This is a genomic window from Sphingomonas flavescens (genome assembly GCF_030866745.1).
Classification (GTDB): Bacteria; Pseudomonadota; Alphaproteobacteria; order Sphingomonadales; family Sphingomonadaceae; genus Sphingomicrobium; species Sphingomicrobium flavescens.
In genome coordinates this window covers 1,262,705-1,286,718 of sequence record NZ_CP133016.1, presented here as the reverse complement: position 1 = coordinate 1,286,718, position 24,014 = coordinate 1,262,705, and the positions used below count along the sequence as shown (strand labels likewise).

Annotated in this window: 35 protein-coding genes; 17 read left to right on the top strand and 18 right to left on the bottom strand. The window is 64.2% G+C overall.

Features of this window, described 5'->3' with window-relative positions:
- Position 1 precedes the first annotated feature (1 nt).
- A complete protein-coding gene (locus QU596_RS06630) occupies positions 2 to 661 on the top strand; it encodes a DUF4145 domain-containing protein (RefSeq protein WP_308517874.1) in 660 nt (219 codons plus the stop codon).
- Here QU596_RS06630 and QU596_RS06625 read toward each other — a convergent pair.
- The 3 genes from QU596_RS06625 to QU596_RS06615 all read right to left on the bottom strand — a co-directional run bounded on the left by QU596_RS06625 (position 658) and on the right by QU596_RS06615 (position 2,558).
- A complete protein-coding gene (locus QU596_RS06625; protein ID WP_308517873.1) occupies positions 658 to 1,200 on the bottom strand; it encodes a hypothetical protein in 543 nt (180 codons plus the stop codon). The genes QU596_RS06630 and QU596_RS06625 overlap by 4 nt on opposite strands.
- Before the next feature lie 203 nt (positions 1,201 to 1,403).
- Complete coding sequence (locus QU596_RS06620; RefSeq protein WP_308517872.1) at positions 1,404 to 2,012, bottom strand: YdeI/OmpD-associated family protein; 609 nt, start codon at positions 2,010 to 2,012, stop codon at positions 1,404 to 1,406.
- 9 nt (positions 2,013 to 2,021) lie between these two features.
- Positions 2,022 to 2,558, bottom strand: a complete 537-nt coding sequence (locus tag QU596_RS06615; RefSeq protein WP_308517871.1) for a thermonuclease family protein — start codon at positions 2,556 to 2,558, stop codon at positions 2,022 to 2,024.
- 262 nt (positions 2,559 to 2,820) lie between these two features.
- Between QU596_RS06615 and QU596_RS06610 the strand changes: the two genes are divergently transcribed.
- From QU596_RS06610 to QU596_RS06595, 4 genes are all read left to right on the top strand, one after another.
- On the top strand, positions 2,821 to 3,003 hold the full coding sequence (locus QU596_RS06610) for a hypothetical protein (protein WP_308517870.1): 183 nt from the start codon (positions 2,821 to 2,823) through the stop codon (positions 3,001 to 3,003).
- Positions 3,004 to 3,134: 131 nt separating this feature from the next.
- The gene (locus QU596_RS06605) at positions 3,135 to 3,290 is read left to right on the top strand and encodes a hypothetical protein (protein ID WP_308517869.1); all 156 of its coding nucleotides are present in this window, start codon (positions 3,135 to 3,137) and stop codon (positions 3,288 to 3,290) included.
- Positions 3,291 to 3,571: 281 nt separating this feature from the next.
- Positions 3,572 to 3,796 (top strand): hypothetical protein, encoded by a 225-nt coding sequence (locus tag QU596_RS06600; protein WP_308517868.1) that lies wholly within the window; start codon positions 3,572 to 3,574, stop codon positions 3,794 to 3,796.
- Positions 3,797 to 3,932: 136 nt separating this feature from the next.
- Positions 3,933 to 4,253: a hypothetical protein gene (locus QU596_RS06595; protein ID WP_308517867.1), complete on the top strand. Its 321-nt coding sequence runs from the start codon at positions 3,933 to 3,935 to the stop codon at positions 4,251 to 4,253.
- 170 nt (positions 4,254 to 4,423) lie between these two features.
- Here the strand turns inward: QU596_RS06595 and QU596_RS06590 are convergent, their stop codons facing one another.
- Positions 4,424 to 5,470, bottom strand: coding sequence for a PAS domain-containing protein (locus QU596_RS06590; RefSeq protein ID WP_308517866.1), 1,047 nt, complete (start codon positions 5,468 to 5,470; stop codon positions 4,424 to 4,426).
- 106 nt (positions 5,471 to 5,576) lie between these two features.
- The gene (locus QU596_RS06585; protein WP_308517865.1) at positions 5,577 to 6,161 is read right to left on the bottom strand and encodes a hypothetical protein; all 585 of its coding nucleotides are present in this window, start codon (positions 6,159 to 6,161) and stop codon (positions 5,577 to 5,579) included.
- Positions 6,162 to 6,405: 244 nt separating this feature from the next.
- Here QU596_RS06585 and QU596_RS06580 point away from each other — a divergent pair, with 244 nt between their 5' ends.
- Positions 6,406 to 6,591: a hypothetical protein gene (locus QU596_RS06580; RefSeq protein ID WP_308517864.1), complete on the top strand. Its 186-nt coding sequence runs from the start codon at positions 6,406 to 6,408 to the stop codon at positions 6,589 to 6,591.
- Position 6,592: 1 nt separating this feature from the next.
- On the opposite strand, the gene QU596_RS06575 is transcribed toward QU596_RS06580, so the two are convergent.
- The 3 genes from QU596_RS06575 to QU596_RS06565 are packed head-to-tail and all read right to left on the bottom strand — an operon-like array spanning position 6,593 to position 8,031.
- Positions 6,593 to 7,180: a thermonuclease family protein gene (locus QU596_RS06575; protein WP_308517863.1), complete on the bottom strand. Its 588-nt coding sequence runs from the start codon at positions 7,178 to 7,180 to the stop codon at positions 6,593 to 6,595.
- A gap of 36 nt (positions 7,181 to 7,216) precedes the next feature.
- The gene (locus tag QU596_RS06570) at positions 7,217 to 7,579 is read right to left on the bottom strand and encodes a hypothetical protein (protein WP_308517862.1); all 363 of its coding nucleotides are present in this window, start codon (positions 7,577 to 7,579) and stop codon (positions 7,217 to 7,219) included.
- A gap of 44 nt (positions 7,580 to 7,623) precedes the next feature.
- On the bottom strand, positions 7,624 to 8,031 hold the full coding sequence (locus QU596_RS06565; protein ID WP_308517861.1) for a hypothetical protein: 408 nt from the start codon (positions 8,029 to 8,031) through the stop codon (positions 7,624 to 7,626).
- Between the two features lie 116 nt (positions 8,032 to 8,147).
- Here QU596_RS06565 and QU596_RS06560 point away from each other — a divergent pair, with 116 nt between their 5' ends.
- The gene (locus tag QU596_RS06560; protein WP_308517860.1) at positions 8,148 to 8,579 is read left to right on the top strand and encodes a DUF4440 domain-containing protein; all 432 of its coding nucleotides are present in this window, start codon (positions 8,148 to 8,150) and stop codon (positions 8,577 to 8,579) included.
- Position 8,580: 1 nt separating this feature from the next.
- Here the strand turns inward: QU596_RS06560 and QU596_RS06555 are convergent, their stop codons facing one another.
- The 3 genes from QU596_RS06555 to QU596_RS06545 are packed head-to-tail and all read right to left on the bottom strand — an operon-like array spanning position 8,581 to position 10,929.
- Entirely contained in the window at positions 8,581 to 9,069 is a 489-nt protein-coding gene (locus tag QU596_RS06555) for a hypothetical protein (RefSeq protein WP_308517859.1), read from the bottom strand.
- Between the two features lie 16 nt (positions 9,070 to 9,085).
- Entirely contained in the window at positions 9,086 to 10,312 is a 1,227-nt protein-coding gene (locus QU596_RS06550; RefSeq protein ID WP_308517858.1) for a serine hydrolase domain-containing protein, read from the bottom strand.
- A complete protein-coding gene (locus QU596_RS06545; RefSeq protein ID WP_308517857.1) occupies positions 10,309 to 10,929 on the bottom strand; it encodes a trimeric intracellular cation channel family protein in 621 nt (206 codons plus the stop codon). Before QU596_RS06545 ends, QU596_RS06550 begins: the two co-directional genes overlap by 4 nt.
- An 18-nt stretch (positions 10,930 to 10,947) precedes the next feature.
- Between QU596_RS06545 and QU596_RS06540 the strand changes: the two genes are divergently transcribed.
- Positions 10,948 to 12,720 (top strand): PHA/PHB synthase family protein, encoded by a 1,773-nt coding sequence (locus QU596_RS06540; protein WP_308517856.1) that lies wholly within the window; start codon positions 10,948 to 10,950, stop codon positions 12,718 to 12,720.
- A 4-nt stretch (positions 12,721 to 12,724) separates the two neighbouring features.
- Here QU596_RS06540 and QU596_RS06535 read toward each other — a convergent pair whose 3' ends face one another.
- From QU596_RS06535 to rarD, 3 genes are read right to left on the bottom strand one after another with little or no spacing between them, the layout of a single operon-like run.
- Positions 12,725 to 13,321: a YdeI/OmpD-associated family protein gene (locus QU596_RS06535; RefSeq protein ID WP_308517855.1), complete on the bottom strand. Its 597-nt coding sequence runs from the start codon at positions 13,319 to 13,321 to the stop codon at positions 12,725 to 12,727.
- Positions 13,318 to 13,539, bottom strand: a complete 222-nt coding sequence (locus QU596_RS06530; RefSeq protein ID WP_308517854.1) for a hypothetical protein — start codon at positions 13,537 to 13,539, stop codon at positions 13,318 to 13,320. The genes QU596_RS06535 and QU596_RS06530 overlap by 4 nt, the downstream gene beginning before the upstream one ends.
- A gap of 16 nt (positions 13,540 to 13,555) precedes the next feature.
- Entirely contained in the window at positions 13,556 to 14,464 is a 909-nt protein-coding gene (gene rarD, locus QU596_RS06525; protein WP_308517853.1) for an EamA family transporter RarD, read from the bottom strand.
- Positions 14,465 to 14,558: 94 nt separating this feature from the next.
- On the opposite strand from rarD, the gene QU596_RS06520 reads away from it, so the two are divergent.
- The 6 genes from QU596_RS06520 to QU596_RS06495 are packed head-to-tail and all read left to right on the top strand — an operon-like array spanning position 14,559 to position 18,278.
- The gene (locus tag QU596_RS06520) at positions 14,559 to 15,233 is read left to right on the top strand and encodes a DUF4893 domain-containing protein (protein WP_308517852.1); all 675 of its coding nucleotides are present in this window, start codon (positions 14,559 to 14,561) and stop codon (positions 15,231 to 15,233) included.
- A complete protein-coding gene (locus QU596_RS06515) occupies positions 15,230 to 15,598 on the top strand; it encodes a ribose-phosphate pyrophosphokinase (protein WP_308517851.1) in 369 nt (122 codons plus the stop codon). Before QU596_RS06520 ends, QU596_RS06515 begins: the two co-directional genes overlap by 4 nt.
- A 20-nt stretch (positions 15,599 to 15,618) precedes the next feature.
- Positions 15,619 to 16,713: an RluA family pseudouridine synthase gene (locus QU596_RS06510; protein ID WP_308517850.1), complete on the top strand. Its 1,095-nt coding sequence runs from the start codon at positions 15,619 to 15,621 to the stop codon at positions 16,711 to 16,713.
- Positions 16,710 to 17,375 carry an HAD-IA family hydrolase gene (locus tag QU596_RS06505; RefSeq protein WP_308517849.1) on the top strand — a complete coding sequence of 222 codons (666 nt, stop codon included), beginning with the start codon at positions 16,710 to 16,712 and terminating at the stop codon, positions 17,373 to 17,375. The genes QU596_RS06510 and QU596_RS06505 overlap by 4 nt, the downstream gene beginning before the upstream one ends.
- The gene (locus QU596_RS06500) at positions 17,368 to 17,586 is read left to right on the top strand and encodes a hypothetical protein (RefSeq protein ID WP_308517848.1); all 219 of its coding nucleotides are present in this window, start codon (positions 17,368 to 17,370) and stop codon (positions 17,584 to 17,586) included. Before QU596_RS06505 ends, QU596_RS06500 begins: the two co-directional genes overlap by 8 nt.
- A complete protein-coding gene (locus tag QU596_RS06495) occupies positions 17,583 to 18,278 on the top strand; it encodes an ATP12 family chaperone protein (RefSeq protein WP_308517847.1) in 696 nt (231 codons plus the stop codon). The genes QU596_RS06500 and QU596_RS06495 overlap by 4 nt, the downstream gene beginning before the upstream one ends.
- Here QU596_RS06495 and gmk read toward each other — a convergent pair.
- Positions 18,272 to 18,916, bottom strand: coding sequence for a guanylate kinase (gmk, locus tag QU596_RS06490; RefSeq protein WP_308517846.1), 645 nt, complete (start codon positions 18,914 to 18,916; stop codon positions 18,272 to 18,274). The genes QU596_RS06495 and gmk overlap by 7 nt on opposite strands.
- 125 nt (positions 18,917 to 19,041) lie before the next feature.
- Between gmk and QU596_RS06485 the strand changes: the two genes are divergently transcribed.
- Both QU596_RS06485 and clpS read left to right on the top strand, forming a co-directional pair.
- Complete coding sequence (locus QU596_RS06485; RefSeq protein ID WP_308517845.1) at positions 19,042 to 19,785, top strand: phasin family protein; 744 nt, start codon at positions 19,042 to 19,044, stop codon at positions 19,783 to 19,785.
- 135 nt (positions 19,786 to 19,920) lie between these two features.
- Entirely contained in the window at positions 19,921 to 20,271 is a 351-nt protein-coding gene (gene clpS / locus QU596_RS06480) for an ATP-dependent Clp protease adapter ClpS (protein ID WP_420030946.1), read from the top strand.
- 3 nt (positions 20,272 to 20,274) lie between these two features.
- On the opposite strand, the gene QU596_RS06475 is transcribed toward clpS, so the two are convergent.
- The gene (locus QU596_RS06475) at positions 20,275 to 20,607 is read right to left on the bottom strand and encodes a DMT family protein (RefSeq protein WP_308517844.1); all 333 of its coding nucleotides are present in this window, start codon (positions 20,605 to 20,607) and stop codon (positions 20,275 to 20,277) included.
- Between the two features lie 82 nt (positions 20,608 to 20,689).
- On the opposite strand from QU596_RS06475, the gene murA reads away from it, so the two are divergent.
- Positions 20,690 to 21,973: a UDP-N-acetylglucosamine 1-carboxyvinyltransferase gene (gene murA, locus QU596_RS06470; RefSeq protein ID WP_308517843.1), complete on the top strand. Its 1,284-nt coding sequence runs from the start codon at positions 20,690 to 20,692 to the stop codon at positions 21,971 to 21,973.
- On the opposite strand, the gene QU596_RS06465 is transcribed toward murA, so the two are convergent.
- Both QU596_RS06465 and QU596_RS06460 read right to left on the bottom strand, forming a co-directional pair.
- Complete coding sequence (locus QU596_RS06465) at positions 21,970 to 22,743, bottom strand: GNAT family N-acetyltransferase (RefSeq protein WP_308517842.1); 774 nt, start codon at positions 22,741 to 22,743, stop codon at positions 21,970 to 21,972. The two genes, murA and QU596_RS06465, sit on opposite strands and share 4 nt — an antisense overlap.
- A complete protein-coding gene (locus tag QU596_RS06460; RefSeq protein WP_308517841.1) occupies positions 22,740 to 23,999 on the bottom strand; it encodes a DUF445 domain-containing protein in 1,260 nt (419 codons plus the stop codon). The genes QU596_RS06465 and QU596_RS06460 overlap by 4 nt, the downstream gene beginning before the upstream one ends.
- Positions 24,000 to 24,014: the final 15 nt, after the last annotated feature.

The following is a 24,014-nucleotide window of genomic DNA, read 5'->3' as shown; positions in this document are numbered from 1 at the left end:
AATGGTCATTACGGGCGATTGCCCGCATTGCGGCATCCAAAAGGTAGCGTTTGTTGCGCGCTACCAGTTCGAAGTTAGCTCATCTAAGTCTGAAGTACACATGCTCGCAACCTGCAACGCTTGCAGGAAGGGCGCTATCTTCCATCTCGGACTTTACGAGCACACGTCCGGCGCTGATTTGGTGAAAGCGACAGGCTCGCAAGAGAAACTTAGAATCACGGTCGAACAACAATGGCCTGATTATCAATCAAAAACGCCCGCTGCCGTTCCAGCCAATATTACAAACTTCTACGAACAAGGTGTACGGGCACTGAAAGCGGGACATTGGGACGCCGCTGGCGCCATGTTCCGCAAGACACTTGATGTCTCGACTAAGGTCATTGATCCTGATCATCGCGACGAGACCTTATTCAAGCGCATCCATCTGCTTGTGAACAATGGCCAATTGACTGCTGCAATGGGCGATTGGTCGCATGAAATAAGGTTGGACGGGAACGACGCTGTGCACGGCGAAGAGCCTGAAACTGAAGTGGATGCCAAATCTTTACGAAGATTCGCGGAAGCGTTTCTGACCTACAGCTTCACGTTACCTGCCATGGTAAAGGCTAATCGCGGTAAACGCACACCGGCAAACGAATCTGTCGTAACAGCAGCAGCTTAGGGTCCGAATGAGACGCGACGATCACCGAACTTCTCCAAGGTCTCGCGTCGAAACTTCTCTGGGTCCCATCGCCCATTTGGCTTCGCGTAACTATCGATCTGCCGTTTGGGATGTTCATGCCAATTGATGTTGACGGCCCAGTAGCTCGGGAAGAACCAAAGCGAAGAGTAGGGCAGGTGATCGTGAATCCACAGCGCCAAGTGCTGCCAACCGCTCACTTCAGGATGTTTGTCGTAAGCTGATGGAATGATCACGCACGCGGTCGCGCCAAAGCAACCATCTTCGTCACGCATGTCCCAGATATGCTTCGCCGCATTCTTCTCGTTCGATGCGCAATTGAAGCCTCGCTCATTACCGAGCGCGTTGACTTGGCGGCTGCGATAGGCGGAGCGTATAGCTACCCTGCCGAAACGATCTTGGAGGGGCTCAAGCAGCTCTTCGCATAGCCGTGTTCCAGCCTGAATTGCGAGGTCTGGATCGTCTGGCGCATTAAGAAGGCCGTGAACCTGCGCAATCTCGGAATAGAGCATGTCGCGCATGAAGAAGCTCTTGGAGAGTCGAACCCGCCCAAGTTCCGTTAAGGCGTCGACACTCGCTGGCTTTCGCATAGGTTTTTCTCAATCTCGGTAGTAATCCAGGCGCCGCAACAGACAGGAATGCCGTCACGGAGTAAATCCGTGACGTCGAACGGGTTCGGCTAAGGCCGACCCGCCGGCCGGACTTCCGCATCTCTTCGCGCTGCTCAGGTGGCGCTTCGCGCCGTCTTCGCTGCGCTCGGTGCTTCACCCCGCTCCAGCAACGCCACGAACTCCGCCACCTTGCGCGCCCGCGTCTCCGGCTTCTTCACCGCGCCGATGCGATAGAGGATGGCGTAGCGGTTCGCGCCCGTCAGGGTGGCGAAGAAGGCCGCGGCCTTCGGGCTGGCGTCCAGCGCGGCCTGCAGATCGTCCGGCACGCTCGCCCTGCTCGCCGGCGCATAGGCCGCGTCCCACCGCCTGTCGGCCTTCGCCGCCTCGACTTGCGCCAGTCCGCCCGCGCGCATCCGCCCCGCCGCGATCAGCTTGGCCACGCGCTCCCGGTTCACCTGCGACCATTTGCTCCGCGCCTTGCGCGGCGTGAAGCGGATCAGCCAGAACCGCTCGTCATATTTGTCGAGCTGCCCGTCGATCCACCCATGGCACAGCGCCACGTCAATCGCGTCGGACTTGGAAACACTCGCCACGCCCGACCCCGCCTTGGCAAACTTGATCCACGCCCCCGGCGCATCCGCCGGTTGCCCCTCCATCCACCGCTCTAGCTCCTCGCTGTTTTCAAAGGAGATGATCGGCAACCCGGCGCGTGTCTCGCTCATGCAATCGGTTTAGCACCAAGGCTGGCGCCCGCCTCCATATTCTCGCGCCACCCCCGCCGCGATCATCGCCTCACCGACATCCTGCCCGTCCACCGCCACATTGCGGAGCAGTCGCCCATAACTGTCCCGGTCGCGGTCGATCCGCGTCAGCGTGATCGCCCCGCCGTTCAGCAGGTCGCGCAGCATCGTCGTCGCCTGGCTTCCCAGCGCGGCCTCCTGCGGGCATCGCGACGGATGCGTCTCCGGCGCGTCGATGCCGGCGATCCGCACCTTCTCGCCGCCGATCCAGAACGTGTCTCCATCGACGACGCAGTTCCGCCCGCCCCCCGTGAAACAGAGACCAAAGCTGGCGCGAATCGCCTCGTTCTGCCCCGAGCCGGACGAACCAGCGTCATCCACTTCACCGCGCCGCGACCAGTCGCTATCCTGCGGGTCGGGCAGGGCCTCGGGCACCGGCTGCACCTCGTTCCACTCTATCGGCGCGCCCGGCGCGGTCTGAACCGTGCCGCCGTCACGGCTCCACGCGAAGCCCACGATCAGGCCCATCACTATTGCAAGGGATGCCAGTAGCAGCCCCTGCGTAAGTCGACTGCGGCGACGCTGCCGATTTTGCCCCGCCCACAAGGCACGCTTCTCGGCCGGACTTAGCGCATCATACGCCTCCGGTCGGAGCCATTCCGAGCGACTAGGTCCCCAATTGCGACCCATGATGCCAGACTAACTCGGACACGCTTACCGTCGGGTTAGCGACCTACGCATGGTATTCTTCGCGAGCGTCATTACATCTCCGTAAGAACGGAGACATTTTATGCGATTGCCCCGCACCGATGCCGCGCTGGATGCGCTCAATGACGAGCGGGATCATCTGGCGATCCAGGTCAGCCTCGCGACCGATGCCGAACAGCCCGACCCGCAACGGCTTGCCGCGCTCCGCCAGAAGCTGGCGGGCGTCGAGCTCAAGATCAGCAATTATCGGCCGGTCACGCAATGACCGCCGGCAACTGAATGATCGTTAGGTCGCGGCCGGCGGGCGTGCTACAAGGGCGTATCGCACGGAACCTATTGTAAGCCTGTGCGGCTGAGAGACCAGTTGCGCTCCCGCTTACTGCCCGGGAGCCACGCGTGGACCTCAATTACCTTTATCATCGCCGCGGCAAGTCGCTGCTCATGGCCGCGCGGGCCCGCTGCGCGCCTTCTCGCGAAGCCCACCTGCAGCTCGCGCGCGGCTATGTCGCGCTGATTGAAAAGACACGACGGGATCGTCAGGCGGCGGCCTGACGTGATCCCGCCGCTTTCCCGCGAACAGGCCATCGCCGCGCGTCGTGCGGAGGCCAAGGCCGCACGTCGGTTGAAGACAGCCGCGAAGTCCGATTCCGCGGCCATGGTCGAACCCGATCCTCCGCAAGCGAGACAAGATCCATGGATCCAGACAACATCGAAGAAGCCCAGCTTAAGCGCCCCGGCATCGAGCGCGTCCCCACCCCCGTCTACCTCCGGGGCGGATATCGCTTCGGCAACGTGCGCGACGCCTACGCCGCGGCCAGACGAGGGGGTCCCCGGTGAGCCGTGAGCTTTACGTCCGGCTGGACGAAAAGCGGGTCGTCGCGGACTGCAAGGCGGCGGACGTCGGAATTTCGACGATCGAGGCCATCCCGACGGGTGGCGTGCGCCTCGTGCTCAACAGCGGCTTAGGCGCGCATCAGATGCGGCAGAAATACAAATCGCACCTGATTGAAGAAGCGGTCACCCGCGAACGCATCCGCCCGCGCAAGCCGGGCTGGTAGGCGGGGATGTCCCGGTGCCGCATGGGGGCGCGGCGCCGGGACAGTTTCGATCCGCGCCGACGCGCGCGGGAGCGCCGTTTGGAACAGACGCCCGTGGTCGCGCGCTCTGACCTCACATCTCCTGAAGGAGGCGCCGGTGAAAAGCCTGCCTGTTTGTCTGTTAGCCCTGCCGCTGCTCGGCGCCTGCGCGACCGATCCCTATGGCAACAATGTCGAAGCCCGCACCATGGGCGGCGCGCTTGCGGGCGCGGCGGTCGGTGCGCTCGGCGGCCAGCTGATCGGCGTCGACCCGGTCACCGGCGCGGCGGCCGGCCTCGTCGTCGGCGGCACCGCCGGCTACGTGACCAAGAATGTCGGCGGGCATCAGCGGCGCTATTACAAGGACGCGTCGGGCTATTGCTATTATGTCGATGCGAACGGCGTGTCGCATTACGACGATCCGCCGGTTCGCTGCTGAATTCAGCAAGAGCCGGATCGTCCCGTTTTGAATCAGAAGCGGCTGGCGGATAACGGATAATAAAAATTCCCGCCGGTATGTTCGGACCGCTAAACGCCGCTGCGAGGTTTCGTTGTAAAGCGTACCTCCGGCCCGGTGAGTGGTTGCCCCCGCTCCCGGGCCGTCAGGCTTCAGGCGCGGCTCAGCGCTTTCAGCAGGACGATGATCTCGGCCTTGAAGCCGCCGTCGGTCAGCGCCGCCTGATAGCTTCCGCCCATTAGCGAAATCATCCGTCCGATCAGGCTCGATCCCTGGCGCGTCGATTCGACCTCGATCGGCGGGGAGGTGCCTGCATCGAACATGTCTTCCCAGGTCAGCGTCAGCGTCGGCCCTTCCAGCGTGGAGGTCATCCGTACCGATCCGTCGCGGCCCAGCGCGCCATATTTCAGGCTGTTGGTCGCGAGCTCGCCCAGCACCAGCGCCATCACGCGCGCGCCCTGCTCGTTGAGAACGATGTCGCGGCCGCTGTTGCATTCGAAGCGCGCGCGATTGTCGCCGAACGCGCCGACCGTCCGCTCGAACAGCGCCCGGACCGTCAGGCCGTCCTCGACGTCCAGCAGCTGCGCCTGCACGTCCGCCAGGCGCGACAGGCGCGCGGCCAGGTCCATGCCGAAGGCGCGATGCTCCGGCAGGTCGCGTGCCGCCGCCATCGCCACCGCTGCGCCGATCGTGTGGGCATTGCGCAGGCGGTGCCGCATCTCCGCGGCGATCGTCTGCAACTGGTCCTCGCGCCGCCGCCGCTCGGTGATGTCGCGGCTGCTCGACATGATCGAATGCACCGCGCCGTCGTCGCCGCGGATGGGGGATACGGTGACCTCCCAGAACCTGTCTTCGCCCTTCGCCGTCGGGCAGGCGGCCTCGAACCGGTGCGCGCGGCCGGCCAGTGCCTCGGCCAGCGCGCTGTCGATCAGCGGCCGCGACACGTCGGGCCACAGGCTCGACCATTGTTTGCCGGCGACGGTGTCGAAATCGTCGATCTGCATGGCCTTCTTGCCGTTGCAGTTCATGAATTGCAGCGAACCGTCGCTGCCCACGACCTTGATGCAGTCGTCGCTCTGGTCGAGGAGGCTCAGCAGGACCGACTTCAGGGGAACGCCGGTCGCTCCGAAAAAATCGAGCGCGATCGCTTCTTCGGGCGCGGGCGCACGATCGATCTCGGTGAAATTTGGCAACTGCATCAGAAGAAAACCCTGCGACGGCCGGAAATTTCACAGCCTTTCCCACCACTTATCCGTTTCGGGGCCGAATGGAACCGGAAATTTCGTCCGCGGCGACACGATAGTCCTACTCCAGGATTCGGTAAGACCGCAGGATCCAGGAAACGAAATAGGCGAGGCAGAGCGCCGCCATCCAGGTCTGGACCTTCAGCTTGCGCGACCAGGCGCCAACCGCGCACAGCACCAGCAGACCTACCAGCCGGACCGGATATTCGGGGCCGTAGGATCGGTAATATTCGGGGCCCTTGGCCAACGTGTCGATCAGGTCGACCGGCACCGTCAGCGCCAGCAGGCCGAAGAACCACTGCCGCCGCGACATGAAATATTCGCGATAGTCTTCGTAGCCGTCGATGTCGTCGGGCAGCAGGATCACCGCCAGCAGGAAGAACAAAAAGGCGTAGAACAGGACGAACACGAACAGGTCGAACGTCCACGGCTGGATGCGGACCAGGCCGTATTCGAACCACCAGAAGTGGATCGCCATCAGGATCATCGTCGCGATCCAGATCAGGTGCCCGGCGTAGAGATGCTCGCGGTCGCGGTGGGTGATGAACTTGGCCACGCCCGACAGCATCCGCGTCAGCGCCAGGCCGACCACCAGCCCCATGATGATCCGCAGGTGGAAGTAGATGTCGTGGCCTTCGACCGGCATCGGCGCCCCCGCCTGGATCCTCGGGCCAGCTTACAGCCGTGCGCGCCGCCGTCCATCCGCGCGAAAAGACTGTCCTACACGGGCCGTTCCGTGCTCCGCTCGCACGACACTCGGGCACACCCCGCGGGCCGCTAAAGTCACGGGAAACGCGCTGCGCGGCGTGAACTTTGTGAACTTAAGCCTGTTTCACGGGCCGTTTCACGCCTTTTACGCTTCGCTTACCGTGCCTGGGTTATGCTGCGGAATGCGCGCGAAAGATCTCGCTTTGCCGGCAATTGCGCTCGGTTTGGCCGCCGGATACGCTTATTCGGCGTTGCCGTCGTCGGCGCTGCAGTCGGGCGACCAGCGCGTCCGCATCGAACGCGGCGACGAAGCGGCCTGCGCTGCGATTTCGCGGACGGCCGGCAAGCGCTGCAAGCCGCGCGGCTAGCCTAGCACCAGCCCTTCGTGCTTTCCGCGTCGTAGCGGCGGCCCAGGCCCCGCTCGATCATAGCGTCGCGGACTTCCTGGCCCTTCACGAACACCTTGCGGACCGTACGGCCACCGGCGTCGCGGAACGGATCGCTCAGGCTCACCGGCCCGTTGCCGAGCAGGTCGAGCAGCCCGACCGCGGCGGCAATGCCGGCATTCCGCTCCGCCTCGCAGCGCGATCCATCGACCCTTGGCGTATCCAGCCCCGCGATCTGGATTGTCTCGCCGCCCATCCGGATGGTGTCGCCGTCCACCACGCAATTCGGACCCTGCGCCGCATAGCATTGGGAAAAGCGGGCGAGCGCCGCATCGGCGGCCGGGTCACTCTTGGAAAATGTCACCCACGCACCGGCGCCGATGGCTGCGACCAGGATCGCCGCGATCGCGCTGATGCCGACGACGCCGCGCCAAGTCTCGGCCTCGTCTGACCGCCGTACCCGCGGCTTGGCGGAGACCGGCGCCGGCGCCCGGCGGATCGATGGACGGGGCTTGGCGACGGCGGGGTTGAGGTCGACGGTCGCCTTGCCGGGATTCCAGTGCATGCTCATGCCGCCGAGCCTAGTCCGCGGGCGGTTACCGCCCGGTTAGCGCGCCGGTTGCTGCCCGCGCCTGGTCAAGAGCCATCCGGTCCCGCCGATCAGCGCAAGGTTCACGAGCGCGAGCAGCGGCGTGAAGTGGAATTCCGGCATCGGCCGATCATCGGGCATGAATTGTCTGAACTGAGGATCGCTCAGCATGATGACCACGGCCAGCGACAAGACGGCTCCGACGATCGCCGTGACGACGAGCGCGGCGCCCAATTCGACCGTCCGGTCACCCGGTGTCGCCCAGACGGCCAGCAGAAAGAACGGCAAGCTCAACAGCGCAAAGAAGGCCAGAATGCCGATCGTCGTTGCGGCGGACTGACCGAAGTCGAGCAACGCGATGAAGATTTCGCTGACCAGCATCCAGCCCCCGAGTACGTACAGGATGACGCTGAGGACCCGCCGGATCAGCGCTGCGGTTCCCGGCTTAGTGCCAGGCCGCGGGTCTGGAACCACTCGTTGGCGCGATTGGTGAAGAGGAATGCGGCGATCACGACGAAGAGCAGGATGCTGACGAAGATCATCGCCTGTTGCGGCGACGTGTAGAAGCTGACGAGAATCCCGATCACGTTCCACACGACATAGAGCACGCGGCCCCAGGGAAGGCCCTTCCAGATGCCGACGGCGGCCGTGATGGTGACGACCGCCCCGATCACCCCCCAGATCTGCAGGAACTGCAGCGACATGTGACTCTGCTCGATCACCTTCTGCGCCTGCGGATTCGAGCCGATGGTCATTACGCCGTACAGTCCGAGAAGGGAAAAGACGCCCAGGAACCAGGCGATGATGGCGATCGACAGCGGACGTTTACCCATGGTTCTGATGCTCCCCGTTTTCGCGCAGCCTAGCGCGGTTGTCTGTCCCGGCAACCGCCGCCCGTCGAAATTCGACGCCGCTTGCCAAAAGCTCCGCCGCGGCTACCGCTGTCGCCATGGGTGACCTGAACGCCGACATCGAGACCATGGAACACCGCTTCATGCGGGGCTGGGTGAACGGCGAGAAGAAGGCGCTCAAAGCGACGACCTCCCGCCATTTCATGCTGCTGGCCGGGTCCAAACCGCCGATGATCCTCGACCGCACCAGCTGGCTCGACGCCGCCGCCAACCGCTGGATCTGTTCCAGCTATCGCTTCGGCGACATCTACGTTCGCAGTCTTGCTGGCGGCATTGCCGTCTTCGCCGCGCCGCTGGAGATCAAGGGACGAATGGACGGTGCGGATTGGTCAGGCACCGTCTTCGTCACCGATGTATGGCGGCGCAGCATGACCCGGCGTGGCTGGAAGATGGTGCAACGCGTCATCACTCGACCCGACGAGGATCCGGCCCTGCCGAAAGCAATCCGCGCGCTGCAGCTCTGGAAATGAATTAGTTCTTCGCGGCGGCAGCCTGCGCTTCGGCCGCGGCTTTCACCTTGGCCGCCGCCTCGGCTTCTTCCTTCGCCTCGCGCTGCTTCTTCGCCTGCTGATACAGCTGGTACTCACTGGACGTCGGCGTGGTCTCGAACATGCTGCCGACTTCCTGTCCTTTCGAAAGCCGCTGACCCATTTGCGCGGCAACCGCCGCGACGGCGATCAGGTTGACGGTCGGCTGGCCGCGGCAGCCCATCGGACCGACGGTGGCGCAACTATGATCCGCGAAGCTCTCGTGGGGGTTCTTCGGCGGGCCGGAATTACCCTGCTTTTTGAGACGCCGGGCTTCCATCAAGTCCGGGCTGATGCGGTAGCCGTCCGGTTTGACCGCGCAGACCACGATTTCATTGGGATTGGTGGTCGGCGCCTGGGGCGCGCAATCCTTGGCCGGCTGCGCCGCGGCCTCGGCGGAGAGCAGCAGGGCGGCGGGCAGAGCAAGCAGCATCGGGCCGTCTAGAACCTCATCGGCTTTCGCGGGGATGAATGAGCGCAGCCGCCCGTCTGAACGCAGCCACCTCCGCCGCCGTATATGCGCTGCTCGCCGCTTTGGGTGCGGGATCGGGTACGCCCGTGACGAAATAGGCAATGCCGACACCCCGCTGCCGGTCGATCCAGAGCCCGCTTTTCAGTCCGTAAGCGTCGCCAGCATGCCCGGCATAGACAGTGCCGTTGCCGGGCAGATTGTCCGCGCAGCCGGGGTTGGGCAACCGATGCGTGCCGTTGCCGGCGCTGCAGTAAAAGGTGCCATCCGTCACGCCGTTCGTCCCGTCGAAACGCCAAACCTGGCGCAGCAGCGTGTCGACTGCGTTGACGGATAGCAGTCGTGAGCCGTCCAGCGTGCCCCCGTTCAGAAGCATCCGACCGATGCGCGAAAGGCCACGAGCCGAAATGCGCAACCCGCCTTGAGGAGAAAAGAGCGAACCGTTTTCGCCCAGCTTCCAGCGGCTCAGATCGCAAGGCTCGTCGTCCCGGACGAACACCGGGCACGCGGGGCGAACCCCGTGCAAATCGTCCTTGATCGGCTTGCCGTCTGCGCCGTCGAGTTCGACTGCGCGGGCGACTGCGCCATCCGAACAGGTCGGCCAGTTGAAACAGGCGTCCAGCTTCATCGGGTCCAGCACCTCGCGGCGCATCCAGATGTCGAAGCGCTCACCGGTCACCTTCTCGATGATCGACCCGATGATCGGGTAGTTCATATTGACGTAGGCGAAATAGCCGTCGCCCGGCCCGTGCTGCGCGTCCCAGTTGCGCGGGTCATTCAGGACGTCGCGCAATGAGCCGTCGAGCGGGACGACGTAATTGTCGTCATGCTCGCGCACCGAGGCCGTGTGCGACAGCAGCATGCCGAGCGTGATCGGCCGGTCCGGAAAGCTCGGGTTTCGCAATGGCCAGCCAAGCCAGCGCGACACGTTACTGGTCAGATCCAGCTTGCCTTGATCGACCAGCTTCATGACCCCGATTGCGGTCACCATTTTGCTGATGGAGGCCACGCGGACCGGGTCATCCGGCGTAACTAGGCGCTTCGTGGCGGGGTCGGCGTATCCTTCGGCGAAGACCCCGAGCTCGCCCATCCGGTCGAATGCGACGCCAACTTGCGCGCCGCTGATCGCCCTAGGCGCGGGAACAGTCGTGCAACCTCCAATCAACACAGACAGGGCAAACAGCGATTGCCGGGCGAGCTGGCTCATTCGTGGTAGGCCGGCAGGGACCAGCCGCGCACGATCGCTGCGCCCCGCAGCAGGAATGCCGCAACCGCCGCAATACCCGCAGCTATCCAGACTGGAGCTCCGACCAGCGTCAGGCCGACGAAAAGGCCCGCAGCCAAGGCGGCTGCCGTCACGTACAACTCCGGCCGCATCAGGATCGAGGGTTCGCCCGCCAGAACGTCGCGAATGATGCCGCCCAGACAAGCGGTGAGAACACCCATGGCGAACGCCGGCACCGGGGCAACGCCGTAGGCCAGCGCTTTGGCCGAACCATAGGTCGCGTATGCGGCGAGCCCCGCTGCATCGAACCAGAGCAAGGCGGCACCGCTGAAGCGCTTGCGGTTCATCAACCAGACGATGAGCGCCGCAACGATGCAGATGAGCAGGGTCGCATTGGTGTGGATCCAGAACACCGGCGCTCCGATCAGCAGGTCGCGCAGCGTCCCGCCACCCACGCCCGTCGCCACCGCAAAGAAAAAGAAGGTCACCAACGTCTGCCGCTTCTCGGCGGCCAGAAGCGCGCCCGAAATCGCGAACACTGCGATCCCGAAATAGTCGAGTGTCACCAACAGCGACGGGATTTGCGGCGTTACCGGCATCGGGCCTACATAGATCACATGGCGGACGAGACGAACAGCGGCGCGGCGATCCCGACGCTCGAGGATTGGCAACATTGGACGCTGGTGATGGGCCGGGCCCAGCAAATGATGATGGAAGCCTGGGCCGACAGCCTGAAGAAGGACCAGCCGTTTCCGGCTTGGTCGCCGGGCGCGTTTGGCTTCGCAGAGCAGCCCGCAAACGCTGATCCGATGGCGCTGATGACCGCGGGCGCGCAGGCATGGGCCAAGGGCCTGGAGACCTGGGGGAAGATGCTGGGCGGCGTCACTGCGGGTGCGCCGGTGGATGCGGCGACCAAGAAAGACCGGCGCTTCGCCGCACCCGAGTGGCGCGAGAACCCCATCTTCGACACGATCCGCCAAACCTATTTGCGCGTGTCGGACCAACTGCTCGGCACTGTGGACGAGATCGAGGGTCTCGACGCCGGCAGTCGCGAGAAACTGCGCTTCGCCACGCGCAGCTTTGTCGATGCGATGAGCCCGTCCAACTTCGCCGTCACCAACCCGCAGGTGCTGAAGCGGACACTCGAAACGCGCGGCGAGAATTTGCTCAAGGGCCTCAGCAACATGCTGAAGGACATTGCGGCGGGACAGCTTACGCAGACCAAGCCAGGCGTGTTCGAAGTCGGCCGCAACCTCGCGATGACGCCGGGAAAAGTCGTCAAGCAGACGCCGCTCTACCAGCTCATCCAGTACACGCCGACGACCGAGGAGGTGATGAAGACGCCGGTCGTGATCTTCCCGCCATGGATCAACCGCTTCTACATCCTCGATCTCGCGCCCGAGAAAAGCTTCGTGAAGTGGTGCGTGGACCAGGGCATTTCGCTGTTCATGGTCAGCTGGAAGTCGGCGGACGAGAGCCTCGCGGATGCGACGCTCGACGACTACGTCCTTAACGGCCAGATCGACGCCATCGATACCATCCGCGAACTACTCGGCGTCGAGGCCGTGCATGCGATTGGCTATTGCGTGGCCGGCACCACCCTTGCGGCCACGCTCGCCTACCTCGAAGCGGAGAAGCAGGCGGACAAGGTCAGGTCGGCAACGTTCTTCACCGCGCAGGTGGATTTCAGCGAAGCGGGCGATCTCAAGCTGTTCCTCGGCGACGAGACCATGGGCCTGCTCCAACAGCTAACGGCGGAGAAAGGCTATCTCGACGGTCGCTACATGGCCGCGACGTTCAACCTGCTTCGCGGCCGTGATCTCATCTGGAATTACGTGGTCAACAACTACCTGCTGGGGGAGGAGCCGCCGCCGTTCGACCTGCTGCACTGGAACAGCGACACGACCAACCTGCCGGCCGGCTGGCATCGGGACTATCTCGAGACGCTCTACAAGGGGAACAAGCTGGCGGAAAAAGGCGGCATCAAAGTCGCCGGAACGCCGGTCGACATCGATGCGGTGAAGACGCCGGCCTATGTGCAGGCCGGACGCGAAGACCATATCGCGCCGCCTCAAAGCGTGTGGAAAATCATGAACCATTTCGCGGGACCGAAGCGGTTCCTGCTGGCTGGCTCAGGCCACATCGCGGGAGTCGTGAACCCGCCCGCCGCGCAGAAGTATCAGTACTGGGTCAACGAAAAGGACGCACCTTCGCTTGACGCCTTCATCGAGAGCGCGGTCGAACATTCGGGATCATGGTGGCCAGACTGGATCGAATGGTTGCGCAAACAGGACGGCGAGACGGTGAAAGTGGAGGGCGCGCGCATTCCCGGGCAGGGCAAGCTCAAGGCGATTGAGGATGCACCGGGTAGCTACGTGAAGGCGCGTTAGGCGCTCAGCAGTTCTGGTACTTCCAGTGCCGTTTTTTACCTTCCGATAGCCATTCGATCGCCGTCGCGATGCGCTTGGCGCGAGTGGCATCCTGCTTGGCCTCGCCGATCCATTCGAAATAGTCGCGCTGTGCGCCCGGCGGGAAGCCGTCGAGCGTGGCCTTGGCGGCCGGTGCACGGTCCAGCGCGGCGGCGAACTCGGGATGCAGCGTCGGCGCCGGCTTCGGCTCATGCTTCGTCTTGCGTGTAGCCGGCGCGGTAGCGGCAAGCGCCGCAGCCTCCTTGATCAGCGCGTCGAGCTCCGCATCGGACGGCAGGTCAGCCACCGACTTCAGCTGACCGAACTGCCCCATCGCACCTGCCTTGGCCGAGCCATCACCAATTTCCTGCCCGCGCCAGAAATTTAGCGCCGCATGTCCCTTGAAGGCAGCCATGACGATCAGAATCTTGCCATCTAGCGTGAAACTCGGCGCGCTCCACTTCATCGCTTCTTCAGCTTCGGGAACCGCAGCATGCACGCGCTCGCGGATCTTTTCGAGGATCGGGCGGGCGAACGGCGCCTTCTTGGCGATATACTCGTCGATCCGCGGTTCGCGGGTCACAGGATACCGCCACCAAGCATCAGACGGACGACGCCGATCACGATAACCAGCAGGTTGAGATTGCGTCCGCCCGTCGAGCGGGACAGCACGCCGACCGCCGCACCGACGATCGCCAGCGGGATGATCAGCCAGTTGGCCCAACCGAGCAGCGGCAGGAAAGCGACAAGCGCGCCGATGAGCGCGACGACGCCGATGATGATGGATGCGATGTTGAACATGGGGCCGCTCCTAACATTATTCCGGCGCTTGCGGCATACGCGGCGAGCGCAGCAGCCCGACGACGTAGAGCGCGAGCGCGGTCCAGATTGCAGCAAAGGCGATAATGTGGGCTGCTGTCAGGTGCTCGCCGTATGCGACACCGATCAGGAACTGCAGCGTAGGCGCGATGAACTGCAACATGCCCATCGTCGACAGCGGCAGGCGACGGGCCGCCGCCGCGAAGAGCAGCAGCGGGGTCGTCGAGACGATTCCCGCGAATAAGAGCAGCGCCGTGTCATGCGTGCTCGTGCCCATGGCGGGATGGCCTGCGGCGACCTGAAACCCCAACCAGACGATCGCAACCGGAAACAGGATCGCGGTCTCGACGGCGAGGCCGCTGACCGCATCCGCGGCGACGATTTTTCGCAGCAAGCCGTAGAACGCGAAGCTGGCGCAGAGGGCCAAGCTGATCCACAGCTGCGACAACGCGCGGGCAGCCAGCACCGAGATGCCCGCTGCGGCAATCGCGACGGCCGTCCATTGAAGACGGCTTAGCCGCTCGTGCAGGACGAACCGCCCGAGCAGCACATTGGCCAGGGGGTTCAGGTAATAGCCGAAGCTCGAGGCGAGGATGTGCCCATTGGTCACCGCCCAAACGTAGAGCAGCCAGTTCACCGCGATCAGGATCGAGGTCAGCGTGAGGATGCCAAGCGTCGGCCGATCGGCCAGCACCATCCTGATCGCCGGCCATCCCTTGGCGGCAGTGATGAGCAGCGCCAGCAGCGGCAATGACCAGAGGACGCGGTGGGCAACGATATCGAACGCGGGAACATGCTCGATCGCCTTGAAGTAGAGCGGCAGCACGCCCCACAGCCCGTAGGCGCCAAGGCCAAGCAGTAGGCCCGTGCGATCGTGAGGGTGGCGATGGGTCGCGGCCGCATTCATCCCCGGGCGCCTAGCTGGCTGTCGCCTATCGTTAAAGACGATGGTGACCGAAGCCTTGGTTGAAACCTTCGCAAACGGCTGTCACTTATCCGGAATGATGAGGTGCGGTCTCGCATTGCTGGGCTTGACGCTTTTGACGCTGACAGCGTGCGAAACGTCGCCGAAGGCCGCGAGTGGTGTACGCCCGAGTGTCGAAGTCGGCGCGCCGCTCAAGTCAGAAACATGGAAAGCCATCGCCACCGCTGCTGACGAGGATCGACTGTCCCGTCTGGGTTTGGCGTGGCAGGAAGCATTGGAGGAGGCAAAGAAGACCAATGCCGCCGATGTCCGGCGCGAGGGCGGGCTCCTATTGCCGCGCTCTGGACTGCCTCGGCCTGATCCGACGCCGGGCAGCTACAATTGCCGCCTCATCAAACTGGGCAAAGCGACGCCAAGGGGCCGGGCGTTTGAAACGTTCAAGCCGTTCTTCTGCTATGTCGAGGTTGAAGACGATCTGCTGACCATCGTGAAGCAGACCGGCAGCCAGCGGCCTGCCGGACGCCTGTGGGCGGACGATGATCCCAATCGGCTGATCTTCCTCGGCAGTCTTGCGCTTAGCGATAAAACGACGCCGGTCGCTTACGGCGACGATCCGAAGCGCGACATGGCGGGCACGCTGGAACGCATCGGGCCATTCCGTTGGCGCCTCGTCATTCCCTGGCCGCAAAGCACGTCGAAGCTCGACGTGTTCGAATTGACCCCGGTGGATTTCACCAAGCAACCGCGATGAGCGAGGCGGGACTGCTGGCCGATCCGGCCGAGGTGCGGGCGATCCTCGTCGCTTCGGCCCAGGCGGGGGAAAGCATAACCTACGCTGAAACGCTCGGCCTGCTCGGGCACCGATTCACGCGGCCGAAAATGCGCGCGCTATGCAAGGTGCTGGCCTATGTTGATGACCATGCCGAGGCGAGGGGGGAGCCGGAACTCGCCGTGCTGGTGGTTCGGCAGTCGGACGGGCTGCCCGGCCAGGGCTGGTGGATCGGCGGCGCGCCGAAGCACGGATTTGCCGGCCTGTGGGAAGGGCCGAAGGCCGCCAAGCTCATTCGCAAGCTGCACAAGCAGGCTTTCAAGTTTTGGGCGGGACGCGAGGCCTAGCTTCCGCTAATCGCGCCCCCGTGAGCGAAATACGCACCTTCACTGTCACCGAAGATGACGACGGCATCCGCCTGGACCGCTGGTTCAAGCGGCACTTGCCCGACGTCAGCTTCAACCTGGTCTCGCGCTGGGCGCGGACCGGTCAATTGCGCGTCGCGGGCAAGCGCGCAACGCCCGGCGATCGGCTGGAGGCTGGTCAGGAGATCCGCGTGCCGCCGGTGGAGCCTGCAGCCGCGAAGCCTGCGCGCCGGCAGGCACGGCGGGATCCGCTGACGGAGGAAGAAGAGCAATATGTCCAGGACATGGTCATCTATCAGGATGGGCACGCGTTTGTTCTGAACAAGCCGCCAGGCCTCGCGACCCAGGGCGGAACCAAGACCACGCAGCACCTGGACCGTCTGCTGGACGGGATCGGTGACGAACGCGGCCGGCCCAAGCTGGTCCATCGCCTCGACAAGGATACGTCAGGCGCGCTGCTGGTGGCGCGGACGGCACGCGCCGCCGCCCACTTCGCCAAGGCATTTTCGGGACGCACCGCGAAAAAAATCTATTGGGCGATCGTGGTCGGCGTGCCGGACGCCAACGAGGGCGAGATCGACGCACCGCTGGCGAAGCAGCCGGGCACTGGTGGCGAGAAGATGCATATCAGCGAGGAGCATGGACTTCCCGCGAAGACCCGCTGGCGGGTCATCGACCGCGCCGGCAATCGTGCCGCCTGGGTCGAGTTGCAACCGCTGACGGGCCGCACGCATCAGCTGCGCGCGCACATGGCGGCCATTGGTCATCCGATCGTCGGTGACGGCAAATATGGCGGGCCGGACGCATTCCTGACCGGCGGCATCAGCCGTAAGCTGCACCTGCATGCCCGCCGGATCCGCGTCGATGCCTTGGAGGGCGGCAAGATCGATCAGACCGCCGACCTTTCCCCGCACTTTGCGGAGAGTCTCGATATGCTCGGCTTCGATCTGAACACCGGAGATGCCGCCCCGGCGCGGCAAACCGCTGCGCCCGGCGCCTCCCAGCGCAAGGCTGCGGCTGCGGCCAAGACCCGGCGGCGCGAACGGCGCGGTGAGCGGCGCGCCCGGGGCAGCGCAGCGAAGCCGAAGCGCCGGTGAACAAGCTCGCAATTTTCGACTGCGACGGCACGCTCGTCGACAGCGGCGCGCCAATTTATGCAGCGCTCGCCACCAGCCTGGAACGCAATGGTTTTGCGGTGCCTCCAGCAGCCGTTTCGCGTCGGGTGATCGGGCTCAGCCTGGTCGAGGCAATGGCGAGCCTGCTGCCAGACGCGTCAGCCGACCAGCATGCGCAACTTGCTGACGACTATCGGCAGGCCTTCATCGACCTGCGTGCCGCCGGCGAGGTCGAAGAGCCATTGTTCGAGGGTGTCGCCGAACTTCTCGACAGACTGGAAGGCGACGGCTGGATGCTCGCGGTCGCGACCGGCAAGTCGGATCGCGGTTTGCGCCATTGCCTCGATCGCCACGGCCTGCACGCACGTTTCGTATCGTTGCAGACCGCTGACCGGCATCCGTCGAAGCCCCATCGCTCGATGGTCGACCAGGCAATCGCCGACAGCGGAGCCGCGCCGGAAACGACGATCGTCATCGGGGACACGAGCTTTGACATGGCGATGGCCGTCAACGGCGGTGCCACCGGGATCGGCGCGGGTTGGGGCTATCACGATCCCCACGAATTGATCGAGGCTGGCGCGGTCGCGGTGGCTGACAAGCCCGCCGATGTGCCGAGCCTGCTCAGGGAGCATTTGCATGGATGACGATCTCGCAAGGCGTCAGCTTTGGCGACTCACGCTGCTTCGGCTGGCGACGTTCGCCCCGTTCATGCTCGGCATCGCGGTCATGTACACGGATCTGCTGCGTGTGGGTGGCTGGCCGCAGCTCGGCGCGATCATCTGCATCGTCTCCGTGCTGGCGTCGGTCGCAGTGACCTATGCCTTTCGAAAGACTCGGCGGCGTGAGCGATCGTGAAGCGGTTTTGGCAAACGGTATCGGTTGAACGCGACGGGAGCGCGTGGGGTGTCCAGCTCGATGGGCGCCCGGTAAAGACGCCGGCTCGGGCGCCGCTCGCCTTGCCGAACGAAGTCTTGGCCGGCGAAGTTGCCGAAGAGTGGCGCGGGGTTGGTGAAACCATCGATCCCCGAGTCATGCCCTTCACCGGCCTTGCCAACGCCGCGATCGACCGCGTGGCTCCTGACCCGCGGCAATTCGCTGCCGGTCTCGCGCGCTACGCCGAGGCGGACCTGCTTTGCTATCGCGCCGAGGGTCCGCATGCACTCGTTGCCCGCCAGCAGGAGCGATGGGACCCGCTGCTCGGTTGGGCACGGCGCCGCTTCGATGTCGATTTCATCGTCACCGACGGCGTGATGCACGCCCGTCAGCCCGAGGCGACGATCGAGCAATTGGCGCACGCGGTTGCTGCGCTCGACGCTTTCTACCTCGCCGGCCTCTCGCCGCTTGTCACGATCGGCGGCTCCCTGATTGCCGCCTTGGCGGTCCTTGAAGAGGCCGTCGGCGTCGAGGCGGCATGGGACGCGGTGAGCCTAGATGAATGCTGGCAGGCCGAGCAGTGGGGCGCTGATGCGGAGGCGGAAGCGGCCCTCGCGCTGCGGCGACGCGATTTCTTCGCGGGCGCGGCGTTCCTGGCGCTGCTCGATCAGTAGTTCGGGCGCTCGACCAGTCGCCTGACGAAATCGAACAGATACGGCCGGCGGTCGCGGCGGATCCGCTCCGCGTCGATGATCGCCCGGACTTCGGCCAGGCAATGGTCCATGTCCTCGTTGATCAGGACGTAGTCGTACTCGCCCCAGTGGCCGATCTCGCTCGCCGCACGACGCATGCGGCTTTCGATCACGTCTTCGGAATCGGTGCCGCGCGCACGCAGCCTGCGCTCCAGTTCTTCCATTGACGGGGGCAGGATGAAGATGCGGACCAGGTCGGTGCCGAAGGCGCCGCGCAACTGCTGTGTGCCCTGCCAGTCGATATCGAACAGGATATCGCGGCCCAGCTTCAGCGCGTCCTTGATCGGTTCCTTCGGACTCCCGTAGCGGTGGTCGAAGACGTACGCCCATTCGGCAAACTCATTGGCCTGCACCAGTTCCTCGAACCGCGCGTCGTCCACGAAATGATAATCGACGTCGTCGACCTCGCCTGGGCGCCGGGCGCGCGTGGTTGCGGAAATGGACATGGTCACCTCCGGATCGGCGTCAAGCAACATTCGCGCAATTGTCGATTTGCCCGCACCGGAGGGGGAGGAGAGCACGATCAGTAGGCCGCGGCGCTGGCGGTTGGGCTGGTCCATGGCCGCTCTTGCTTCGGGCGAACCGTACCCGTCAAGCGACCTCATGTTGCAGTGCACAAAAAATCTCTTGAAATGGTGCGGCGCAAACATTATTGTGCAATGCAACATATTTGGAGGAAAGTGTGATGGCGGACGAAACCGCGGTTGTTGCCGAAGTCGCGCAGGCGGCTGCTGAAGCGCCGGCAAAGGTTGCCAACACGGTCGCGAAGACGATCGAAAAGGTTGCTGATGAAAGCGTCAAGGTCGCCAAGCGTACACGCGCCAAGACCGTGCGTCGTGCAAAGCGCGCTGCGGTGGCGGACAAGATCAAGACTGTAACGAAGGCGAGCAAGGCCGCGGTGACCCGCACCGCTCGCAAGACCCGCAAGCCGGCGCCGGTCGCCGTTGCGGCCCAGGAAAGGATTGAAACCATGACCAAGAATTTCTTCAACGGCTTCGACGCCGTCCCTGCTTTTGCGCCGTTCCAGAACATGTTCAGCGACGCCAACGAGCGTAGCCAGGAACTGGCGAAGCGCAGCCAGAAGGTCGCCGAAGAGCTGGCCGATCTCGCCCGCGCCAACGTCGAAGCGATGGTCGAAGCCGGCCGCGTCGCCACCGAAGGCGCCCGTTCGCTCGGCCAGGACGTCGTTGCCAAGCAGCGCGACGGTTTCGAGCAGGCTGCGGACGCGATCCGCTCGCTCGCCGAAGCCAAGAGCCCGACCGAGTATTTGCAGCTGCAGGGCGACTTCGCCCGCGCTTCGTTCGACCGCATGGTCGCCGAAAGCTCGAAGCTGACGGAAACGATGGTCAAGCTGGCCGGCGAAGCTTTCCAGCCGCTGTCGAACCGCGCCGCGGCGAACGCTGAGCGTTTCAACACCCTCGTTGCCTGACCCTCTCCCCTCCTAACGGAAGGGCAACGATAGTTGGCGGCCGCTCCCATATCGGGGCGGCCGCCTTTTTTTTCGCGATTTGCTGCTAAAGGGCGGCTTGCCGCGTTCCGGCGGGTTGCCATATTTTAGGAAGCAATGATTTCGCATTTCATCACCATGGCCGGACCGGACGGCGACGATGGCCTCGACGATATCGAGACTGGCGTCGCGACGCGCACGCGGCCCAAGACCAAGAAGCCGTCGAACTACAAGGTTCTGATGCTCAATGACGATTACACGCCGATGGAATTCGTCGTGCTCGTCCTCCAGACGTTCTTCTCGATGAGCATCGAGGATGCGACGCGGGTGATGCTGCAAGTTCATCAGCAGGGCGTGGCGGTGTGCGGCGTGTTCACTTACGAGGTCGCCGAGACCAAGGTCACGCAAGTGGTGGACTTCGCGCGGGAGAACCAGCACCCCCTGCAGTGCACGCTCGAAAAGGCCTGACGCCTACTTCCCGACGAACATGAATCCCACGGCGCCGCCAAGACAGCAGAAAGCGCCGATATAGCGCCAGCCGATCGGTTCTTTCAGGACTACCGCAGCGAAGACGGCGAACACGCCGAGCGTGATGACTTCCTGAATGATCTTCAACTGGCTGCCGGTGAAGCCGTGCGTGTACCCGATGCGGTTGGCCGGCACTGCGAAGCTGTATTCGATGAGCGCGATGCTCCATCCGATCAGGATCGCCGCGACCATCGGCAGATGCGGGAACTTCAAATGTCCGTACCAGGCGAGCGTCATGAAGATGTTCGAGATGACGAGTAGTCCGATGGTCAGCATTCACGGGCTGTAGGCGCGCTTGCTGGCAGGAGCCAGACGGCACGGCAGTTGCGCGACTTCGGCTGCGCGTTAAAGCGCGCCAATGGACAGCATCTGGATCCAGGGCGGCAAACGCCTCGAGGGCGACATTCAGATCAGTGGAGCGAAGAACAGCGCGTTGACGCTGCTCCCATGCGCGCTGCTGACAGAAGAGCCGGTTACGCTCGGCAATCTCCCACGCCTCGCCGACGTCGATAGTTTCGGCCACCTCCTCAACGAGCTCGGCGTCACGACCAAGGTCGCCGGCGCACGGAAAGGCCAGATCAGCCGCAAGATGACGCTGACCGCGGACGACATCGTCTCGACCGTCGCCCCTTACGACATGGTGCGCAAGATGCGCGCGTCGATCCTGGTGCTCGGGCCGATGCTCGCGCGCATGGGCGAGTCGACCGTCTCGCTGCCCGGTGGCTGCGCCATCGGCGACCGTCCGATCGACTTGCATCTCAAGGCGCTCGAAGCGATGGGCGCGGAGATCGAGCTCGCGGCGGGATATGTGAAGGCCTCGGCGCCCAAGGGCAAGCTTCCCGGCGGTGACTTCAGCTTCCCCGTCGTGTCCGTCGGCGCGACCGAGAATGCGCTGATGGCCGCGGTTCTGGCCACGGGCAAAACCCAGCTCTTCAATGCGGCGCGCGAGCCGGAGATTGTCGACCTCTGCAACCTGCTGGTGGCGATGGGCGCGAAGATCGAGGGGATTGGCAGCGGCCATCTCGTCATCACGGGCGTCGAGGCGCTGCACGGCTGCGAATATGACGTGATGCCAGACCGCATCGAAGCGGGCAGCTATGCCTGCGCGGCCGGGATTACCGGCGGCTCGTTGCACCTTTTAGGGGCTCGGCCGGACGAGATGCTGGCGACCACCAACGTCCTCGCGCAGGCAGGCTTGGCGATCGAGTTCACCGAGAAGGGCATGAGGGTCAGCGCGCACCAGCCTTTGCGGCCGGTCGCCGTCTCGACCGCCCCCTTCCCGGGTTTCGCAACCGACATGCAGGCGCAGCTGATGGCCATGCTCTGCGTCGCCGAGGGCCAGAGCTTTCTCGAAGAGACGATTTTCGAGAACCGCTACATGCACGTGCCCGAACTTCGCCGCATGGGCGCGGAGATCGAGGTGCACGGGCGCTCCGCGATCGTTCACGGCCCACGGCAACTGACTGGCGCTCAGGTGATGGCGACGGACCTTCGCGCCTCGATGAGCCTGGTGCTCGCAGGGCTTGCCGCTCAGGGCGAAACCGAAGTGCTGCGCGTCTATCACCTCGACCGCGGCTACGAGCGGCTGGAAGACAAGCTCTCCGCCGTCGGCGCAACCATCGAGCGCCGCAGCGGCGGCTAGAGTTTCTTGAAGAAGCGGATGCTCGTCCGCTCGTAACCCATGTGCCGGTAAAAGGCGTGAGCGGCGGCGCGGCTGTCGTTGCTCGTAACCTCGATGAGCTTGCAGCCTTTTTTGCGACACCATTGCTCCGCGGCCTCGATAAGCAGTCGCCCCAGCTTTTGCCCCTGCGCCTCCTTGGCCACGACCAGCACGGGGATCCGCCCGACGGGCGCATCGCGGTGTACCGTCACCATGCGATGAACGCCGATCAGACCGACAACCTGCTTGTTGAGCGTTGCGACGATCGGCGTCTCGCCCAGCTTCCTAAGCGCACCGAGGTTTCTGCGGACGGTCTTCTCCGTCACGTCGTGACCAAGGAAATTGATCAATTCTGCGATGCGGCCGCAATCGCCCGGTTTGGCATCGCGCAGCTTGGGCTTGGGCGGCTCTTTCGGCTTTGGCGGGGGACCGGGATTCTTCGCCTCCTGTGCCGGTTCGCGGTCGTTGGCCGCGTCGCGCGCGGGCTTCTTGGGCTTCTTGCGCGGCATGACCGCAACGTCGAGCGACGCGCCCCAATCCTGCGCGCCGAGATTGCGCAGATAGTGTTCAGCATCGTCGGGCGATCCGATTGGGCCTTTGCCGTCCATCCCGAACACCGGCTTGCCCGACATGTCAGTAAGGCCGACCTTGCCGAACCGTCGCTTGCCCGGGGTCCGCACACGCGATCGCACCAACTTGAGCCCACGATTGCGCGCCGTTTCGGCCAGCGCATCGATCCGTTCGTCGCTCACAATTTGTCGACCACGTAGAGGATCAGGCCGACTAGGCCACCAACGAGAGTGCCGTTGATCCGGATGTACTGCAGGTCGCGGCCGACAGCAGACTCCAGCCGCGCGGTGACCGTCCGCGCATCCCAGCCGCGTACCGTTTCCGACACCAGCTTGACGATCGATCCGCCATAGCTCGCGGCCATGCCCACGACGGCGCGCCGGGCGAACTGATTGATTGCGGCGCGGATGCGCGCGTCTTTTTCCAGCGTTCCGCCCATCGATTGCAAGATTTCGCCAAGCTTGCCCGCCAGCACCGCATCGGGATTGCGGGCCGCGCGGATGATCGATTCCCGGCCTTTCTGCCACAAGGTATCGAGCCATAGGCCGACAGACTTGTTGTCGAGCAGTTGGTTCTTAATGGCTTCGACCCGGTCGCGCGTTTCAGGCTTCGTCTGCAAATCGTTGGCAAGCTGGACGAGCGCCTCCTCGATCTTGACCCGGACAGGGTGAGCCGGGTCGGTCGACATTTCCGTGGTTAGCTTGCGCAGCCCATCGATGATCGCGTCAGCGAGCTTGGCATCGAGCCCCGCCAGCTTAAGCGCCCAGTTGGCTTTCTTGTGCACCATTTCGCGGATCAGCGGCTCGTTGGCGTCAAGCGCGCGCGCCAGCCAGCGGATGGTCGCTTCCAGCATCGGCACATGCCGGTCTTCATTGATGGCGGACGCCAAAGCATGGCCGAGAACGGGGGAGACTTCGGCGTTTCGAAGCCGTGTCGAAATCGCGCCTTTGACGATCCCGCCCAGACGCTCGTCGTCCAGGCTCTCAAAGACATCGGCGATAAGGCGCGAGGCGCCTGCTCGAATACGGGTGCCGTGCCCAGCCGGGGTCTGAAGAAAGCGCCCCGCCGCGGCCGCTACGTCCAGCTTGCGCATGCGCCGCGCGACGACGGTGGGGATGAGGAAATTCTCCTTCAGGAAGTTCGCGAGCGACTCCCCGATCCGGTCCTTGTTGCGCGGGATGATGGCCGTGTGCGGAATCGGCAGGCCGAGCGGATGCCGGAACAGTGCCGTCACCGCGAACCAGTCGGCGAGGCCGCCGACCATCGCCGCTTCGGCGAATGCCTTGACGTAGCCGAGGCCCGGATAGGCCGGTTCGAAGGCGCGGGCGGCGAAGAACACCAACGCCATTGCGACCAGCAGGCCGGTCGCGACGATCTTCATCCCCCGCGCGCCGGACTGCACGGGGTTGAAGCGGGAAAGGGCGTTGGCCGTCCTCATGCCGGCTCAATAGAC